The sequence below is a fragment of the Haloarchaeobius salinus genome (assembly GCF_024464185.1).
Classification (GTDB): Archaea; Halobacteriota; Halobacteria; order Halobacteriales; family Natrialbaceae; genus Haloarchaeobius; species Haloarchaeobius salinus.
In genome coordinates this window covers 1246633-1264419 of the sequence record NZ_JANHAU010000001.1, presented here as the reverse complement: position 1 = coordinate 1264419, position 17787 = coordinate 1246633, and the positions used below count along the sequence as shown (strand labels likewise).

Genomic DNA, 17787 nt, shown 5'->3' with positions numbered 1-17787 from the left:
AAGGTGACATAGACGTCCTCGCCGACCTCGTGGCCCGCGTCCTCGAGCCGGTCGCAGACGATGTTCGTCGTCCCGGGGTAGATGGTCGAACGGAACACGAGCAGCGTGTCCTCCTCGATGTGGTCGATGACCTCGTCGACGACTCCCAGGAGCACGTCCATCTGGGGGTTGTGGTGCTCGTCGATTGGCGTCCCGATGACGATGAAGACGACGTCGCAGTCCGCCGTCGCCCCGATGTCGGCCGTGGTGTCGAGACGGTCGGCCTCGAGTGCCGACTCCAGAAGGGGTTCACCTCCGGGTTCACTGAACGGGAGTTCGCCGTCCTCCACGGTTCGCAAACGCTCCTCGTCCGTGTCGATGAGCGTCACCGAAAAGCCCGCGTCGGCGAGCACGATACCCATGGGAAGCCCAACGTGGCCCGCGCCGCCGATGATGCCGATTCTCATAGCGGACGTGGCCAGTGTGCGGGTATCAAGTTTTCCTTTGTGCGTCGGGCCCGTGGCCCGTCACGAGGTGCACGGTCGGCTGAGCCGGTGGTCGATTCACCGGTCACGCATGACCGCCTCGCCGGGCTCACTCGTCGCCCCCGCTCCCAACACGACACCGGCATTCAAACTCGAGTTGATACCGGTCTTCGCCTCGTCGCCGCACACGACGCCGAACTTCCGCCGTCCGGTATCGACCCGCTCGCCCTTCACGGTCATCCGGACGTTCTCGTCGTCGTGGCGCAAATTGGCAACCTTCGTCCCGGCCCCGAAGTTCACGTCGCGACCCAACACCGAGTCGCCGACGTACGCGTGGTGTGCCACGTTCGTCCCATTCATCAACACTGAGTTCTTCACCTCGACCGCATTCCCAACTCGAACGTCCGGCCCGATCACCGTCGCACCACGGACGAAGCAGTTCGGGCCGACGTCAGCGCCAGACTGCACCACCACTGGGCCCTCGATGTACGCTCCATCACGGACGCGAGCCCCCTCCTCGACGACGACCGCGCCCGACAGCGTCGCACCGTCCTCGACGTCACCCTTGACGCGACCCTCTAGCCCCTCCAGCAGCGTCTCCGTCGCAGACAGGAGCTCCCAGGGGCGGCCGACGTCCAACCAGGGCCCGTCGTACTCCACAACCGAGACGTGTTCCCCATCCTCGAGCAGGTGGCCGATGGAGTCCGTGATCTCGTACTCGCCGCGCTCACTCAACTCTGTACGGTCGATGGCGTCGAAGACGGACTCCTCGAACGCGTAGAGCCCCAGGTTCGCCAGGTTCGACGGCGGGTCCTCGGGCTTCTCGACCAGCTCGGTGAGCCGTCCATCGTCGTGGCTGACGACGCCGTAGTTCGAGGGGTCGGGAACGGGCTTCGTCGCGACGGCCGTCCCACCGGCGTCGACCAGCCCGGCCACCAGCTCGTCGGTGACGACGACGTCGCCGTTCAGCACGAGGAAGCGACCGTCGACGGCGTCCGCGGCTCGACCGACGGCGTGTGCGGTCCCGAGCTGTTCGGTCTGCTCGACGTACTCGACCGGTAGGCCACGGTACTCGTGGCCGACGAGGTCGCGGATGACCTCGTCGCGGTAGCCGACGACGAGGACGTAGCCGTCGACGTACGGCGCGGCGGCGTCCAGCACACGCTCGACGAGTGGCGTCCCAGCGACGGGGAGCGTCGGCTTCGGGCGGTTCGCGGTCAGCGGTCGCATCCGGGTGCCCTCGCCGGCGGCGACGACGACCGCCTGCATCTACTCGGACCCGCTCCCTGCGGTTGCTTCCTCGGTCTCCTCGTCGGCTGCGCTCGCGTCCTCGTCCGCACCGGCCTCGTCAGCGGCCTGGAGCTTGCGCTCGGCCTCGTCGCGGTCCTCCGGGTAGCCGATGTCGGTGCGCCAGCCGTCGATGCGGATGGCGTCGATGGTGCGCCCGCTCTTGATGAGCAGGTCGACCGCGTCGCTGATCTCGTACTCGCCGCGGCCGGAGGGCTGGACGAGGTGGCAGGCGTGGAAGATGGCGGGCGTGAACGTGTAGAAGCCCGTCATCACGAGGTTCGACGGCGGGTCGTCGGGCTTCTCGACGACGTCGACGATCTCGCCGTACTTGTTGGTGTCACAGACGCCGTAGCGGCTCGCCTCCTCCCACGGCACCTCCTCGACGAGGAACGCGGCGTCGGCGCGGTCCTCGCGCTGGCGGCGGACGACGTCCTGGAGGTTCGCGCGGAAGATGTTGTCGCCGAGAATGAGCATGAAGTCGTCGTCGATGTACTCCTCGACGGTGAGCAGCGCGTGGGCGAGGCCCTTCTGCTCGCGCTGGTGGGCGTACGTGATGGGGATACCCTCGAACTCGTCGCCGTAGTGGCTGATTATCTTCTCCTTGAGGTAGCCGACGACGATGACGAACTCGTCGGCTCCGAGGTCGCGCAGTTGCTCGAGACAGTGCGTGATGATGGGCTTGTCGTCGACCTCGACCATTCCTTTGGGTTTGTCGTCGGTCAGGGGGCGGAGGCGGGTGCCCTTGCCGGCGGCGAGTACGACAGCTTTCATACGTCCATATCGGCTTCCCCGGCTGTAAATAGTTTTAGTCCTCCTACCCGTCACCGACAGCAACTCTTTTGCGGCCGCCACGTCGAACTCCGTGCGATGGCCGAGACGGACGACGACGACGACGTCTGCGTGCTGGTGCCGACGTACAACGAGGCGGAGACCATCGGCGAGGTCGTCTCGGGCCTGCGCGACGAGGGGTTCGAGAACGTCCTCGTCGTCGACGGCCACTCGACCGACGGCACCCGCGAGATCGCCGCAGAGCACGGCGCACGCGTCGTCCTCCAGACCGGGAGCGGGCGTGGCTCCGGCAAGGGCGAGGCGGTCCGCGAGGGCGTCGAGCGCATCGACGCAGAGTACGTGCTGATGCTCGACGGTGACGGCACGTACAAGCCGGAAGACGCCCACGCGATGCTCGAACCGCTCCGGGCCGGTCGCGCGGAGCACGTCGTCGGCGACCGCTTCGCGGACATGGAGTCCGGCGCGATGACGCGGCTCAACCAGTTCGGCAACCGCGTCATCAACGGCGGCTTCCGGCTCGTCCACCGGCAGGACTTCGGCGACATCCTCTCCGGCTACCGGGCGTTCACGCGTGAGTCGTTCGAGCTGATGTCGCTCAGCGCGGAGGGCTTCGGCATCGAGACCGAACTCGCCGTCGAGTGCGCGCGGCACGACATCACGACGGAGGTCGTCGACATCACCTACCTCGCGCGGCCGGACGGCTCGGAGACGAACCTCCGGCCGTTCCGCGACGGCGGCGGCATCCTGCTGACGCTGTACCTGCGCTCGAAGACGCACAACCCGCTGTTCTACTTCGGCACCGTCGGCGGTATCCTCGGCGCGATGGGCGTCGGCATCGCCGCCTACGTCGGCTACGAGTGGTTCGCCAAGGGCATCCCCCACGACGTGCTCGCGATGCTGGCGGGCGTGCTGTTGCTCGTCGGCGTCCAGCTCGCGATGTTCGGCGTGCTCGCGGACACGATGGTCGTTCTCCACCGGGAGCAGCGCGAGCGCATCGAGCGCATCGCCGAGGAGACGGGGACCGACCTCTCGTCGGAGTCGGGCGAGGACTGAACGGCGCCGCCGGACGGAGCGGTGGCGTCTAGAACGGCAGGCTGGACCGGATGCGGTCGAAGATGGTTCCCTTCTCGCGGCGTCGCTCGAACACCGGGTGGAGCGCGTTCAGGAGCGCCTGTTCGTCCGCGAACTCGGTCCGGTCGACCCGGTCGAGCGCGTCGCGCATCGACATCGTGTTGCCCTTCATGTCGTAGGCGACGTCGAGGTGGCCGATGCGTCGTTCGAGCTCCGGTTTCGTCACCGGGTAGGAGATGTCGTACTCGTCGAGTCTGGCGTCGACCGCCGCGATACCGAACTCGACCGAGGTCGGCTCGTCCGTGTCGTTCGACGGCGGGCGCATTCCCATCGTTACTCGGTCTTTACGGCTCGTGAGCCAAAATCCTTCGGACACGGAGCCGCGGCTCCGCAAGGCCCAATATCGCTGACCGGCACTCACCGGACGTGACCGACTACACCACCGTCTCCATCCCGAAGGACCTCGCGGACCGCGTCGAGGAGACCATCGAAGGAACGAGCTTCTCCTCGACGTCGGACCTCGTGCGGTTCCTGCTGCGGAGCATCGTCATCCAGCACCAGCGACAGGGCGAGCTCACCGAGGCGGAGTTCGAGGAGATAACGGAACAGCTTCGCGACCTGGGCTATCTGGAGTGACCGACGGGGCGGCGCAGAACGCGGTCCTCGGCTACTCGATGGAGCCCTCGGGCGGGACCGCGTCGACGACGTGCATCTCCTGACGCCGGCCGGAGCGGTCGAACGCCCGGACGTTCTCTACGCCCCAGGGCGGCGCGGCGACGAAGACGACGGCGTGGAGCTCGTCCTCGCGGGAGACCGCGAGCTCGCCCGTCGCGTGCGAGACGAACCGGCCGTGGGTCTGCCCGGGCGGCGTCGAGAGGTCGACGCCGAACACCGCCGAGACCGAGCTGCCGGTGTCGGGCATGTAGAAGTCGGTGAACACCGGGGTCTCCGACGAGAGGTCCTCGGCACCGTCGAGGTCGCCGGCGGCCGTGACGGCGAGCGACACCGTCACGTCCTCCGGGTCGGCCTCCCGGGCGAAGTCGAGCAACGTCTCGAGCAGGCCCCGTGTGAGATGTACCACGGGGGATGGTAGCAGGCCGACGCGTTAAAGGGATTTGGTCGCCGGCGGCAGGTCAGTCGTCGGCTGCAGTGGTGCTCGGGCGGGGGATTCCCTCCATTTCGCCGCCGGCGTCGAACCCGAGTCCCAGCAGCGCACTCGCGAACAGCACCAGCGGTGAGAGGTACGCGAAGAAGTAGTACGGCGCGAAGCCCGCCAGCCCGAACTCGCCGGCCCACGGGAGCACGCCGAACACGCCGGCCATGTAGACGCTGCCGGCGTGCCACGGGATGAGCGCGCCCGTCGGCGTGCCGGCCGCCTCGACGGCCTGCGAGAGGTCGTCGCTGTCGAGCCCGTACTCGTCGTAGAGGTTCCGCAGGGTCATGCCGGGGACGACGATGCTCATGTACTGCTGGGCGGAGAACGCGTTGACGACGATGGCGGAGACGCCGGTGCCGGCGACGAGGCCGCGCGGACCGCGGACGGCGGCCGCAAGCCGGTGGGCGAGCACTGCCAGCACGCCGACGCGTTCGAGCAGGCCCCCGAGCGCGAGGGCGGCGACGACGACCGAGATGGTCCACGCGGAGCCGGCGAGCCCGCCGCTTTCGAGCAGATCAGTCACGACCTCGACACCGGTCTCCGGGCTGGTGCCGTTCAGGAACACGTCCCACGCGGCGGTGAAGGCGACGCCCTGGACGAGCACGGTCGTCGCGACGCCAGCGAAGACACCGGCGACGAGGGTCGGGAGCGCCGGGTAGCCCCGGAGCGCGAGTCCGAACGTGACGACGAGCGGCAGCACGACGAGCACCGAGAGGTCGTAGGTGCCGGCCAGCGCGCCCTGTATCTCGGCGACACGGCCCGCGGGGATCGCTCCGCCGGCGCGGAGTCCGAGGACGACGTAGCCGAGTACGGCCAGTCCGAAGGCGACGGCCGTGCCGTTGCGCATCGCGTGGATGTGGTCGTACAGGTCGGTGTCGGTCACCGCAGCCGCGAGGTTCGTCGTGTCCGAGAGCGGCGACTGCTTGTCCCCGGCGTACGCACCGGAGAGGATGGCCCCGGCGGTCATCGGTGCGGGGATGCCCAGCCCGGAGCCGATGCCGATGAAGGCGACGCCGAGGGTGCCCGCGGTGGTCCACGACGAGCCGATGGCGAAGGCGACCAGCGCCGCCAGCACGGCCGTCACCGGGAGGAACACCGCGGGGGTGAGCACCGAGAGCCCGTAGTACATCAGCCCCGGGATCGTCCCCGCGCTGATCCAGGTGGCGATGAGCGCGTAGATGACGAACAGGATGAGGATGGACTGCAGTCCCATCAGGAGGCTGTCCGCGATGCCCTCGTAGAGGTCGTCCCAGTCGAATCCGAGCCAGTGCTTGCCGACGGCGGCGGTCAGGACGATGCTCCATAGCAGCGGGGCGTGGGGGGCGAGCCCGAGGTAGCCCGAGCCGACGCCCAGGAAGACCACGACGCCGAGTACGGGGACCAGCGCCTGCCCGAGGCTCGGTCGCCGTGCGGGATCGAGATCCGCGTAGGTTCGTGGGTCGAAACTTCGGTCAGTCACGGTTGGCGATGCTAACTACTGTGAGTAATTAAATTGAGTGGTTTTATTCCCACAAAGCATGAAATATGGTCCCACGTCCCGTGGGAGACGCTGTCGGCAGGTCCGGAACGACGTCGCTATCGGTCGTGGCTCCGGCTTCGTCCGAGACCACCATCGTCATTAGCCGCCCCGATGAACTGGGCGGTAATGGACGTCAGCATCATCGGGAGCGGCTACGTCGGCACCACGGTCGCGGCCTGTCTGGCCGACGACGGGCACGACGTGGTCAACGTCGACATCGACGAGGAGCTCGTCGCCGCGATCAACGACGGCCGGTCGCCCATCCACGAGCCCGGGCTCGACGAGCTGCTCGACGAGCACGCCGGCGGACGGCTCCGCGCGACGACAGACTACGAGGCCGTCCGCGAGACGGACGTGACGTTCGTCGCGGTCGGGACGCCCTCCCGCGAGGACGGCAGCATCGACACGGGCATCGTCGAGGCGGCCACACGCTCGCTCGGCGAACAGCTCGCCGCGAAAGCGGGCGACCACCTCGTCGTCGTCAAGAGCACCGTCGTCCCCGGGACGACCGACGAGCTCGTGGCCCCGACGCTCGAAGCAGAGCTCGGCGAGCCCGTCGGCGAGTCGGTCCACGTCGCGGTCAACCCCGAGTTCCTCCAGATGGGCTCGGCGGTCGAGAACTTCCGGAACCCCCAGAAGATCGTCTTCGGCGTCGACGACGGTGACCGGTGGGCGCTGGACCGACTCCACGAGCTCTACGCCGGAGTCATCGAGGACGCCGACCCGGCCGTCGTCGAGACCGGCCTGCGGGAGGGCGAGATGATCAAGTACGCCAACAACGCGTTCCTCGCGAGCAAGGTCAGCCTCATCAACGACATCGGCAACGTCTGCAAGGAGTTCGACGTCGACGCCTACGAGGTCGCCGACGCCATCGGGCTCGACGACCGCATCGGCGAGCGGTTCCTCCGCTCCGGCCTCGGCTGGGGTGGCTCCTGCTTCCCGAAGGACGTCGCCGCCATCATCGCCGCCGCCGAGCACGCCGGCTACGAACCGCCGATGCTGAACGCCGCCGTCGAGGTGAACGACCTCCAGCCCCAGCGCCTGCTCGACCTGCTCGCCGACCACGTCGACCTCGACGGCGCGCGCGTCGCCGTCCTCGGCCTCTCGTTCAAGCCCGGCACCGACGACGTACGCGGCTCCCGCGCCGTCCCGGTCGTCGAGGGCCTGCGCGAACGCGGCGCGACGGTCGTCGCCTACGACCCCGTCGCCACCGAGAAGTTCCGCGAGAAACACCCCGAGGTCGACGTCGAGTTCGCCGACTCCGCGGCCGCCGCGCTGGAGGGCGCGGACGCCTGCGCCGTCGTCACCGACTGGGACGAGTTCGCCGCGCTGGATTCGGAGTTCGACGCGATGGCCACTTCCGTGGTGGTCGACGGCCGACACGTGATCGAGCGTCGTGACGGGATCACGTACGAGGGCCTGACCTGGTAGGGCAACCGGTTCCGGTCCACCACGTCGTCAGTCAGTCGCTCTGTGCGGGGGACATTTTATACCAGTTGGATGTGGTTTCTTGAATTATGTCCTCCACAGACACCGTCTCGCGGATTCGAGAGCGAGCCCGTCGCTACCTGTCGTTCCGTGTGCTGGTGCTCTGGGGTGCGCTCACCGTCCTCGTCGTCGGGTCCGCGTCCGTCGCGGTTCATCCGGCGTTCAGCCACGTCGGCGCGGCCGGTTTCGCTCTCCTGTTCCTGTTCCTCGTCGGTGTCCTCAGACTCGTCGTCGGTGCCCGCGTGCAGGCGGTACTGTCGGAGCAGTGGCGGTCCGCACTGCTCGGCGCGGTGTGCTTCGGCGTCGCAGCGCTGCCGATCCCGTTGACCGCCTGTCTCGGTGCCGGCTGCAGCGGCGTCGAGGAACTCCACGTGTTCTACGACTGGTCGCCGTTCTTCGGGCCATCAGTCGCCGCATCGTTCGCCGCCGACCCATGTGCGTACTACTGCCCACACAGGGTCCAGCTCGTCCCGCTGCTGGCTGGCTACCTCCTCCTTGCCGAGACGATCACGTCGGAGCAACTGTGAGACGCCGGGTCCTCAGAACGGCAGCGCGTTCCGCGCCGTCTTCGCGTACACGCCGAGCATCCGCTTTCGCGACCCCGCCAGCGCGTCGGCCAGCGCCGCGCTCGCGTCCGTCTCGACGCCCTCGCCATGGCCGACGAGCACCCGTTCGGGCGTCAGGTTCCCGAGCGCGCGCCGCGGCGGGAACGCCCGGAGCGCCGGGTGGACGCCGAGGCGCTCGCTCTTCGCGAGGAAGTAGCTCGACGTACCCACAGATTCGGGCACCCAGAGCGTCCCCGTCTCCTCGTTGTAGAGACCGGCCTCCTGCCAGAACCGCCCGTCCCGCAGGCGGAGGGTCCGGAAGCCCGACTCGCCGAGCTCGTTCCCGAACCGCTCGACCGGCGCGTCGAGGTCGTCCGCGACGCCGGTGAACCACGTCGGCAGGTAGACCGGCACGTCGTGGCGGTTCGCGACCGCCGCCGAGTCGCGCTTGTGCCGGTCCAGCGTGACGACGACGCCCGCGACCTCGCCGCGCTCCTCGAGCAGGTCGTCCAGCCCGGGCACGTCGACCGGGTCGCACACCCACACCTCGTCGTCGTCGCCGACCAGCGCGACCGACGCGCGCTGCATCTCCTCGTCCGGGTAGGCGATCCAGCCGAAGCCGTGGTCGCCGTCGTTCACGACCCGGAACGCCTCGGCCGTGCCGGAGCCTTTCATTCCCATACCCGTTCGATGGGGCCGGTTCCGGATAAAATGGGGGCTCGCGGCAGGTGGTTCGACACACAGAGCCACACCTTCGGCAAGCCTTTTCCGTCCGCGCTCGTCGCACCGACCATGACGGATACAACGGACCCCGAGGCGTTCTACGACGAGTACGGCGAGCGCGAGTGGGAGCGACTGGAGCGGGACTTCTTCCACCGGCTGGAGTGGGAGGGGACCGTCGAGTACCTCGAGCGCTACCTCCCCGACTCGGGGCACGTCCTCGACGTTGGCGGCGCGGCGGGACGCTACACCGTCTGGCTGGCCGAGCAGGGCTACGAGGTGACGCTGGTCGACCTGAGTGAGCGACAGCTCGACCTCGCCCGCGAGCAGGTCGGCGAGCGAGAGCTCGACGCCCGCGTGACCGTCGAGAAGGGCGACGTGCGCGACCTCGCGTTCGACGCGGACAGCTTCGACGCGACGCTCTGTCTCGGCGGCCCCGTCTCGCACGTCGTCGACGCAGACGAGCGCGAGACCGCTGTAGGGGAGCTACGCCGGGTCACCCGACCCGGCGGCCCCGTCTTCGTCTCGGTGATGGGGCGACTCTCGGCGGTGCTCACGACCGTCCACCACACCGGCCGGGAACGGTTCGAGGCGGGGGCGGCCGACTACCCCATCCTCCCCGACCTCGTGGAGTCGGGCGACTACACCGGCGAACGCTGCGCCGAGCACGACGTCGAGCCCGCGATGGCGGACTGCCACTTCTTCCGGGCCGACGAACTCGAGGAACTGCTCGAAGCCGGCGGCCTCACCGTCGAGACCCTGGCCGCGCTGGAGGGCGTCGCCTCGACCCGTCGCGACGAGTTCGACGGGCTCGACGACGACCGCCGACGGGTCGTCCGCGAGGTGAACGACCAGCTTCGCGAGGACCGGAGCGTGGTCGACCTGTCGAGTCACATGCTCGGCGTCGCCCGGGTTCCCTGACCGTCGACCCGGCGCGGCCCCGCCGTCCACGCTTAAGCCGCCCCGGCCCGAACCCCGCGGTATGCTCGACGCGCTCTCCCGGCTCGGGCTGGAGGTCAAGTACCTCGACCCGGCCACCGCCTTCTACGGCGACACGCTCGACATGACCGAGCTGCGACGCGGCGACGACGGCGTCGTCTACGCCGCCGGCGACACCGACCTCGTCCTCCGGCGACCGTCCACGGTCCCACGGGGCGGCGTCCACACCCACTTCGCGTTCTCCGTCCCGGCCGGGGAGTACGACGACTGGTGGGACCATCTCGAACCCGGCTTCGACCTCGACGAGCACGTCTTCGGCGACGCCCGGTCGCTGTACTGCTACGACCCCGACGGTAACTGCGTGGAACTCGGGCAGACGAACGTCGACGGTCCGGGCATCGACGGTATCTTCGAGGTCGTCCTGGAGGTCGAGGACCTCGGTCGGGCGGAGTCGTTCTACACGGATCTCGGCTTCGAGCCCGTCGACCGTGGCGAGGACCGCGTCCGGACGCGGCTCCAGGGGCCGATGGCGCTGGAGCTCTGGGAGCCACACCTCGGGCTGGCGGACGCACGCGGCGGGCTGCACGTCGACCTCGGCTTCGAGGGCGACCCCGCGGCCGCCCGCGAGGCCATCGGCGACGCTGCCTGCGCTGTCGAACCGGTGGACGACGGCGTCAGAATCCGCGACCCGGACGGGCACTACCTGACCGTGACCGACGCCTGAGTTCAGACCCGGTCGCTGTCGATCTCGATACCCGGCGGCGAGACGATGAGGAAGCCGCGGAAGTGGACGAGGCCGCCGCCTTCGTTCTTGATCTCGCGGGCGAACCCCGACGCGAGCTCGTTCACATCGCCCTCGACGTTGAGGACGAGGATGCGCCCGCTCATCACGGTCTCCACCCACTCCTCGTCGGGCGTCGAGCCGTCCAGGTGGCCGAGTTCGACGGCACCGGCGAGGTCCTCCCCGTCTTCCGCCTCGTCGGGCAGGTGGTCCTCGACCGCGTTCAGGTCCAGGTCGAAGTTGCTCATGGGGGAGTACTCGAATCGCCACGAGAAAAATCCTCGCCTCCCACCCGACACAAGTAGTTTGCGCCGATTACCAGTTGCAAAGCACCATCGGCATTGATATTGTTCTGCGAGCACAATATTAGGCCGAGCGGTCCTCCGCTCGGACCTGTTCCATCATGTGCCACGACGATCACTGCACCCACCGAACGGACGCACCCGAACACGACGTGTCGAGACGCAGGGTCCTCGGCGCGAGCGGCGCGCTCGCCGCCACCGCGCTAGCCGGTTGTCTCGGCGGCGACGGCGACGACGCACCCGCCGCCATCACCATCGGCAGCAGCGACGCCTGCGACAACTGCGGGATGGTCATCGCGAACCACCCCGGCCCCAACGGACAGATATTCTGGCAGGACTACACCCCCGACGAGCACGACGCGCCGTTCCGGTTCGACGCCCTCAAACAGTGCCTGTTCCCGCATCTCTTCGAGAACCGGGACCAGGGTCGGACCGCGGCGGCCGTCTACGTCACCGACTACTCGTCGGTCGAGTACACCGTCTCGTCGTCCGACGACGCCCCGTACATCAGCTCCCATCCCGAAGCCGATGCGTTCGCACCGGCGCGTGACCTCTCCTACGTCGTCGGCAGCGACGTCAACGGGGCGATGGGTGCGGACTTCGTCCCGTTCTCCGATGCTGGAGACGCCGACGCGTTCGCCGGCGAGCACGGCGGCGAGGTGGTCTCGTTCGACGACATCACCCCCGCGCTGGTCGGTCGCTGAACCGTGTACGTCCGCTACCTCGTCACCGCGCTCGTCGCCCTCCTGCTGGTGACCAGCGGCGTCTTCGTCGTCGACGTCGACCCCGGCGAGGGACCGTCGGTCGTCGACTTCGACGACACCATCGGGATGACCGACCTGACCCAGGCCGAACAGCGCGTCGTCCGGGAGCGCGGTATCGCGGTCCCGCGGGCGGAGGTGTTCTACTCGCGCTACCGCTACGTCGTCGGCCACCAGGGGCTCTCCTCGCTCGTGACCGAACTCGACCGCGACGGCCACGAGCGCCAGTTCGGCGTCCCGCTCTCCATCTACGTCACCGACTACGCCGACGCCGAACTCGAGACGGGCGAGGACGGCTACCTGCGCGTGACTGGTGGCGACACCGACTGGGTGGCCGTCGAGAACGCCGTCTTCGTCGTCGACTCCGACGCGAGACACCCCGGTGGGAGCGCCGTCGTTCCGTTCAGGGACCGCGGAGCCGCCGAGTCCTTCACCGACCGCTTGGGCGGCACCGTCGTCGACTGGGAGGGTCTCAGCGCCCACCCGTTCGAGCGCTCCGAGCTCTCCGCCGACGCCGCCGAGCGCCGCGCCGCGGACCGGAACGCCTGGGCCGACGCCGCGGCGGCCGATGCCCGCAGCCTGACCGAGCGGCCGGTCTCCGTCGTCGTCGGCGACGACGCTCCGACGCTCGCGGCGGCCATCGACCAGGCTCCGGCGAACACGACCGTCGTGCTCCCGGCCGGCGAGTACCGCGACGAGAACATCACCGTCAGCAAGCCGCTGACCATCCGCGGAGCCGGCGTCAACGAGACCTGGGTCGTCGGCGACGGGAACGGCAGCGTCCTCCGCGCGTTCGACGCCCGCGTCGCCGTCACCGACCTCTCGATCCGCGGCATCGGCCAGCAGCAGGCCCGTCCGGACATCGACCTCGACACCGACGCCTGGGACGCACAGGTGCTCCGGGCGTACGGCTACGCCGCCTCCGGTATCGAGTTCGACGACGCGGGCGGCTCGTACGTCGCCGACGTGTACGTCGACACGCCGACCAACGGCGTGACGGTGCGCTACAGCGACGACGTGGTCGTCGAGGACGTACGCGTCGACGGCGAGACGCCCTGGCGCGATGGCTTCATGAGCACCATCACCATCCACTCGCGCATGCTCGTCCAGGACTCGACGTTCGTCGGCGGGCGCGACGGCGTCTACATGCACCTCGGCGACGGCACCGTCGTCCGGGACAACCGGTTCGCGGACCTGCGCTTCGGCGTCCACGAGATGTACACCTCGGAGACGCTCGTCGCGAACAACACCGCGACGCGGACCCGGACCGGCGTCGTCGTGATGACGCTGCCCGAGGACAACGTCATCGCGAGCAACCACGTCACCGACAGCGACATCGGCATCGACGTGGCCGGCCGCGCCTCCTACGTCGTCGGGAACACGGTCGTCGGCAACGAGCAGGGACTGGACGTCGGCTCGGACCGGTCGCTGTTCGCCCGGAACACCGTCGTCGGCAACGAGGTCGGCATCCGCGCCTCGACGCTCATCCCGACGAACGTCGTCACGGCGAACGACATCGTCGGCAACGACCGCTACGTCTCCACCTCGCTCGGCCCGGTCCGCATCTGGACCGACGACGGCGCGGGCAACTACTGGGGTGGCGCACCCGGCGTCGACAGCGACCGCGACGGCTTCATCGACCGCGCGTTCCAGCCGACGGGTGCGGTCGACCGGTACGCGGCCTCGTCGCCGGACGCACACGTCCTCGCGACCTCGCCGGCCGTCCAGTTGCTCCGCTCGCAGGAGGGCTCGCTGCCCGGGCTCCGGAGCAGCGGTGTCGTCGACGAGGCACCGCGTGTCGGCCCGGTACGGCCCGACGCGGTCGCGGCGGCGCTGAACGCCACGGATTCGCGGCCAACCACGGGGGTGATGGGATGAGCGAGACGGAGAAACCGGACCACGCTGGCGGCATCGGCGACGACCAGCAGCCCGTCGACCGTCGGCCGGTCGCCACCGTCGACTCGGTCGCGCTCTCGTTCGGCGACGTGACCGTCTTCGACGACGTGTCGTTCTCGCTCGAATCGGGGACCGTCACCGCCGTCGTGGGTCCGAACGGCTCCGGCAAGTCCACCCTGCTCCGGGTGCTGGCGGGACTCCTCCCGGCCACCGAGGGCTCGGTCGCGGTCGCGGCGACGGGCGACCGACCCATCGGCTTCTGTCCGCAGGAGCCCGCGTTCCGGACGGGGTTCACCGTCGAGGAGACGCTGTCGTTCTACGGCGACCTGCTCGAGGACGACGCGGACGTCGACGAGACGCTCTCCCTCGTCGGCCTCGACGGCGTCGCCGACCGCCGCGTCGGCGCGCTCTCCGGCGGTATGAAACGGCTGCTCGGGATGGCCGGTGCGGTGCTCGGCGACCCGCCGCTGCTCGTGCTGGACGAGCCTGCGAGCGGGCTCGACCCGGCGATGCGGAGCCACATCTTCGAGACGGCCGACGCCTTCGCTGACCGCGGCGTCGCGGTCGTCATCGCGACCCATCACCTCGTCGGTGCGGAGACCGCCGACCGCCTGCTCGTCCTGGACCGCGGCGGCATCGTCGCCGACGGCTCACCGAAGTCGGTCGTCGAGCGGGCCGGCGCGGCGACGCTCGAGGAGGCGTTCCGCGGCATTGTCGGCGACGAACTCACGGTTCGAGCCGGGCGGACCGACGGCGCGGACCGGCAGCCGCGAGCGGCACAGTCCGACACGGAGGAGGGAGCATGAACGGGGAACTCGACGACCTGTTCGCCGTAGTCGAGCGCGAACTCACCATCGTCGCCCGGACGCCGGCCTACGTCGCGACGGCGGTGGGCTTCGCCGCGGTCGTGTGGTGGCTCGCGGTCGCCAGCAGTCTCACCGGCTACGTCCCGCTCGTCGCGGACCTGCTGACGCCCGTCGAGGTGCTCGTGCCGCTGCTCGCGGTGGCGTTCGGCTACCGCGCCATCCAGGCCGACGCTGCCTCGAAGGAGCTCGACGTGCTGCGGACGTACCCCATCCGACCGCGGACGTACGTCCTCGGCGTGTTCGTCGGCCGGGCGACCGCCGTGCTCTCGCTCGTGTTCCTCACCCTGCTCGTCGCCGGGCTGTTCGTCCCGCTGTTCGGGCCGCCCGCCAACCCGGTCATCGCGAGCCACGGCGGCGACGGCCCGTTCGGCACCTACCTCCGGTTCGTGCTGCTCGCGACGCTGTACGCCGCGGTCGTGCTGGCGGCGGTCGTCGCCGTCTCGACGGTCGCGACCCGGGGCCGGACCGCCATCACGGCCGCGGTCGGCGTGCTCGTGCTGCTGACCGTCGGCCTGGATCTCGGACTGGTCGCGGCGCTGTCGACCGGCCTCGTCGGCCCGGACGGGCTGCGGTACCTGCTCGCGCTCAGCCCGAACAGCGCGTTCCGCGGGCTGACGCTCGCCCTCTCCATCCGGACCGTCGAGGCCACGACGCTGCCGCTGTCGGCGGTGCTCGCGAACGTCGTCGGGCTGGCGCTCTGGCTGGTCGGGTCGCTCGTACTGGCGGCGCTTTCCGTCTGGTCGGAGCCGCCGACGGAACGCTGGCGGGTCGTCGAGACGCTGGCGGGAACCGGGGACGCGGCCGGCCAGTCTGCGGTCTCTGACGACGGGGCGACCGAGTCGACCGCTGACGGACCGGTCGAGGCGTCCGACGAGGACGCGAGCGAGGACGGACCGACGTCCCCCGGCGGTGCCGAGGGCGCGCCCGAGGACTAGTCGCTGCGGTACTCCTTCCGGTAGCCGCGGAACTCGGTCCGGTGGGCCTCCTCGTCGGCGAGGATGGTCACCGCGAGGTCCTCGGTCACCGGGTCGTCGTTCTCCTCGGCCGCCGTGATGAGCGCGCGGTACGTCTCGATGGCGTCCTCCTCGGCCTCGATGACGCCGTCGATGACCGCCAGCACGTCCGTCGTGTCCTCGGGGGGCTGGAGGCTCTCCTGGGTGGCCTCGAACGCCATCGACCCCGGCGGCGCGTCGTCGAGCTGCTTCAGCCGCTCGCCGAGCTGGCGCGCGTGGGTGAGTTCCTCCTGGATGTCCTGGTCGAGGCTCTCCTTGATCTCCTCGGCCCGCACGCCGTCGAGCACGATGGAGTTCGACATGTAGTTCATGACCGTCTCGATCTCGTCGCCGTACGCTTTCTTGAGGAGCTGGATCACTTCGTCTGCCATACCTAGACGGACGGTGACCAGCCGCTTAACGCTGAGGTAGCCGGCCACCCTCTCGACCAGCCCCGCGAGCCGACTCCCGAACCGTGATACAAACAATATTAGGAATGCATATCCGACAGTAGCCGACGCCCGCTGCGGGTTTCCGCGAACGTCACGGTCGATAACACGTGGTTTCCGCGGAACGACCGTCTGTCACAGCACCAGGCTTATATAGGAGTTCGCACCTCGGAACGGGTACGATGTCTCACAACGACACTCGCTCTGACACCCGTCAGGGCGGTCGAGTTCTTCCAGGGCACCCTGGACGTAACTGACGAGTTCGACGCTGCACGAGTTTTCGACACCACACTGCGGGACGGTGAGCAGTCCCCGAGGACGTCGTTCTCCTACGAGGACAAACGCGAGATAGCGGCCGTGCTGGACGAGATGGGCACCCACGTCATCGAGGCCGGGTTCCCCGTCAACTCCGACGCGGAGTTCGAGGCTGTCTCCGACATCGCTCGCCACACCGACGCGACGACCGCGGGCCTGGCCCGCGTCGTCGACAAGGACGTCGAGGCCGCGCTCGACGCTGGCGTGGAGATGGTCCACGTCTTCGTCAGCACCTCCGACGTCCAGATCGAGGACTCGATGCACGCCACGAGGGAACAGGTCAAAGAACGCGCGGTCGACTCCGTCCGGCAGGTGAAAGACGCCGGTGTCGACTGCATGTTCTCGCCCATGGACGCCACCCGAACGGACGAGGCGTTCCTGGTCGAGATGGTCGAGGCCGTCACCGAGGCGGGCACCGACTGGATCAACGTACCGGACACCTGCGGCGTCGCCACCCCGCGTCGGTTCTACGACCTCATCGACACGGTCACGGACCACACGGACGCCCGCATCGACGTCCACACCCACGACGACTTCGGGCTGGCGACGGCGAACGCGCTGTCGGGCATCGAGGCCGGTGCCGAGCAGGCGCAGGTCTCGGTGAACGGCATCGGCGAACGCGCCGGCAACGCCGCCTACGAGGAGTTCGTCATGGCCGTCGAGTCGGTGTACCAGACCGACACCGGCATCGACACGACGCGCATCACCGAGCTGAGCAAGCTGGTCGAGGCGCGCTCGGACATGCCGGTCCCGGCGAACAAGCCGGTCGTCGGCGACAACGCCTTCAGCCACGAGTCCGGCATCCACGCGGCGGGCGTCATCGAGAACAGCGACACGTTCGAACCGGGCGTGATGACCCCTGAGATGGTCGGCGCGACCCGCGAGCTGGTGCTCGGCAAGCACACGGGCGTCAACGCCGTCCGCGAGCACCTGGTCGATGCGGGCTACGACCCGACCGAGAGCGAGGTCCGTGCAGTCACCAGGATGGTGAAGGACCGCGGAGCGGAGAAGGAGCGGGTCACCGCGTCGACGGTCCGCGAGTTCGCCCGGGATGTCGGCGTCGAGAAGCGAGAGGAGACCGACCACGAGGAGGTGTCGGTCTGATGCGGTCCGGCGGCAAGGACTGCACGACCACCAACGTTTATATATCGTGCTCGCCCTACGTCTCTGGTAATGAGACGCCGACCGCCTGTCCGGGGCCTGCCCCTCGACAGCGGTCGGGCCGTCGTACGGATTCTCGGTATTGTAGGGGCCGCCTAGCCCCTACACCACTCCCTCCCACGACCGTTTCTGCACCGACTCCAGACCCGCAGCCGAGCGTCCGTCCGACACCGATGCACACCGCCGACACACCCACACGACACCGAACCACAGCCACACGTCGCCCGCCAGCAGCGGGTGACCACCGGTATCGACCCACGACCACAACACCGTTCGACGGCCC

20 protein-coding genes are annotated in these 17787 nt (G+C 69.1%); 11 read left to right on the top strand and 9 right to left on the bottom strand.

The window, feature by feature from the left end; genetic code table 11:
- From NO345_RS06470 to aglF, 3 genes are all read right to left on the bottom strand, one after another.
- The coding region (locus NO345_RS06470; RefSeq protein ID WP_256297525.1) for an NAD(P)-binding domain-containing protein at positions 1-446 on the bottom strand (446 nt) is incomplete at its 3' end.
- Between the two features lie 96 nt (positions 447-542).
- Positions 543-1733, bottom strand: a complete 1191-nt coding sequence (gene glmU, locus NO345_RS06465; protein WP_256297523.1) for a bifunctional sugar-1-phosphate nucleotidylyltransferase/acetyltransferase — start codon at positions 1731-1733, stop codon at positions 543-545.
- Positions 1734-2525 carry a UTP--glucose-1-phosphate uridylyltransferase AglF gene (aglF, locus tag NO345_RS06460; protein WP_256297522.1) on the bottom strand — a complete coding sequence of 264 codons (792 nt, stop codon included), beginning with the start codon at positions 2523-2525 and terminating at the stop codon, positions 1734-1736.
- A gap of 96 nt (positions 2526-2621) precedes the next feature.
- On the opposite strand from aglF, the gene aglJ reads away from it, so the two are divergent.
- The gene (gene aglJ, locus NO345_RS06455; RefSeq protein WP_256297521.1) at positions 2622-3596 is read left to right on the top strand and encodes an S-layer glycoprotein N-glycosyltransferase AglJ; all 975 of its coding nucleotides are present in this window, start codon (positions 2622-2624) and stop codon (positions 3594-3596) included.
- A gap of 28 nt (positions 3597-3624) precedes the next feature.
- Here the strand turns inward: aglJ and NO345_RS06450 are convergent, their stop codons facing one another.
- On the bottom strand, positions 3625-3945 hold the full coding sequence (locus NO345_RS06450; protein ID WP_256297520.1) for a DUF5789 family protein: 321 nt from the start codon (positions 3943-3945) through the stop codon (positions 3625-3627).
- 95 nt (positions 3946-4040) lie between these two features.
- Here NO345_RS06450 and NO345_RS06445 point away from each other — a divergent pair, with 95 nt between their 5' ends.
- A complete protein-coding gene (locus tag NO345_RS06445) occupies positions 4041-4250 on the top strand; it encodes a ribbon-helix-helix domain-containing protein (protein WP_256297519.1) in 210 nt (69 codons plus the stop codon).
- Positions 4251-4281: 31 nt separating this feature from the next.
- On the opposite strand, the gene NO345_RS06440 is transcribed toward NO345_RS06445, so the two are convergent.
- The gene (locus tag NO345_RS06440; RefSeq protein ID WP_256297518.1) at positions 4282-4695 is read right to left on the bottom strand and encodes a JAB/MPN domain protein-containing protein; all 414 of its coding nucleotides are present in this window, start codon (positions 4693-4695) and stop codon (positions 4282-4284) included.
- 52 nt (positions 4696-4747) lie between these two features.
- A complete protein-coding gene (gene arcD, locus NO345_RS06435) occupies positions 4748-6229 on the bottom strand; it encodes an arginine/ornithine antiporter ArcD (RefSeq protein WP_256297517.1) in 1482 nt (493 codons plus the stop codon).
- Between the two features lie 186 nt (positions 6230-6415).
- Here arcD and aglM point away from each other — a divergent pair, with 186 nt between their 5' ends.
- Complete coding sequence (aglM, locus tag NO345_RS06430) at positions 6416-7720, top strand: UDP-glucose 6-dehydrogenase AglM (RefSeq protein ID WP_256297515.1); 1305 nt, start codon at positions 6416-6418, stop codon at positions 7718-7720.
- An 86-nt stretch (positions 7721-7806) separates the two neighbouring features.
- Positions 7807-8304, top strand: a complete 498-nt coding sequence (locus NO345_RS06425; protein WP_256297513.1) for a hypothetical protein — start codon at positions 7807-7809, stop codon at positions 8302-8304.
- A gap of 12 nt (positions 8305-8316) precedes the next feature.
- Here NO345_RS06425 and NO345_RS06420 read toward each other — a convergent pair whose 3' ends face one another.
- Positions 8317-9003 (bottom strand): hypothetical protein, encoded by a 687-nt coding sequence (locus NO345_RS06420; RefSeq protein WP_256297511.1) that lies wholly within the window; start codon positions 9001-9003, stop codon positions 8317-8319.
- Between the two features lie 111 nt (positions 9004-9114).
- Between NO345_RS06420 and NO345_RS06415 the strand changes: the two genes are divergently transcribed.
- A complete protein-coding gene (locus tag NO345_RS06415) occupies positions 9115-9963 on the top strand; it encodes a class I SAM-dependent methyltransferase (protein ID WP_256297509.1) in 849 nt (282 codons plus the stop codon).
- A 61-nt stretch (positions 9964-10024) separates the two neighbouring features.
- Positions 10025-10705 carry a VOC family protein gene (locus tag NO345_RS06410; protein ID WP_256297507.1) on the top strand — a complete coding sequence of 227 codons (681 nt, stop codon included), beginning with the start codon at positions 10025-10027 and terminating at the stop codon, positions 10703-10705.
- 2 nt (positions 10706-10707) lie between these two features.
- On the opposite strand, the gene NO345_RS06405 is transcribed toward NO345_RS06410, so the two are convergent.
- Positions 10708-11010 carry a DUF5779 family protein gene (locus NO345_RS06405; protein WP_256297505.1) on the bottom strand — a complete coding sequence of 101 codons (303 nt, stop codon included), beginning with the start codon at positions 11008-11010 and terminating at the stop codon, positions 10708-10710.
- 206 nt (positions 11011-11216) lie between these two features.
- Here NO345_RS06405 and NO345_RS06400 point away from each other — a divergent pair, with 206 nt between their 5' ends.
- The 4 genes from NO345_RS06400 to NO345_RS06385 are packed head-to-tail and all read left to right on the top strand — an operon-like array spanning position 11217 to position 15522.
- On the top strand, positions 11217-11768 hold the full coding sequence (locus tag NO345_RS06400) for a nitrous oxide reductase accessory protein NosL (protein ID WP_256297503.1): 552 nt from the start codon (positions 11217-11219) through the stop codon (positions 11766-11768).
- A 3-nt stretch (positions 11769-11771) separates the two neighbouring features.
- Positions 11772-13703 carry a NosD domain-containing protein gene (locus NO345_RS06395; protein ID WP_256297501.1) on the top strand — a complete coding sequence of 644 codons (1932 nt, stop codon included), beginning with the start codon at positions 11772-11774 and terminating at the stop codon, positions 13701-13703.
- A complete protein-coding gene (locus NO345_RS06390) occupies positions 13700-14527 on the top strand; it encodes an ABC transporter ATP-binding protein (protein ID WP_256297499.1) in 828 nt (275 codons plus the stop codon). The genes NO345_RS06395 and NO345_RS06390 overlap by 4 nt, the downstream gene beginning before the upstream one ends.
- Positions 14524-15522, top strand: a complete 999-nt coding sequence (locus NO345_RS06385; RefSeq protein WP_256297497.1) for an ABC transporter permease — start codon at positions 14524-14526, stop codon at positions 15520-15522. The genes NO345_RS06390 and NO345_RS06385 overlap by 4 nt, the downstream gene beginning before the upstream one ends.
- Here the strand turns inward: NO345_RS06385 and NO345_RS06380 are convergent.
- Entirely contained in the window at positions 15519-15971 is a 453-nt protein-coding gene (locus NO345_RS06380) for a ferritin-like domain-containing protein (RefSeq protein ID WP_256297495.1), read from the bottom strand. The two genes, NO345_RS06385 and NO345_RS06380, sit on opposite strands and share 4 nt — an antisense overlap.
- A 261-nt stretch (positions 15972-16232) precedes the next feature.
- On the opposite strand from NO345_RS06380, the gene NO345_RS06375 reads away from it, so the two are divergent.
- Positions 16233-17447: a LeuA family protein gene (locus tag NO345_RS06375; protein WP_256297576.1), complete on the top strand. Its 1215-nt coding sequence runs from the start codon at positions 16233-16235 to the stop codon at positions 17445-17447.
- Positions 17448-17787: the final 340 nt, after the last annotated feature.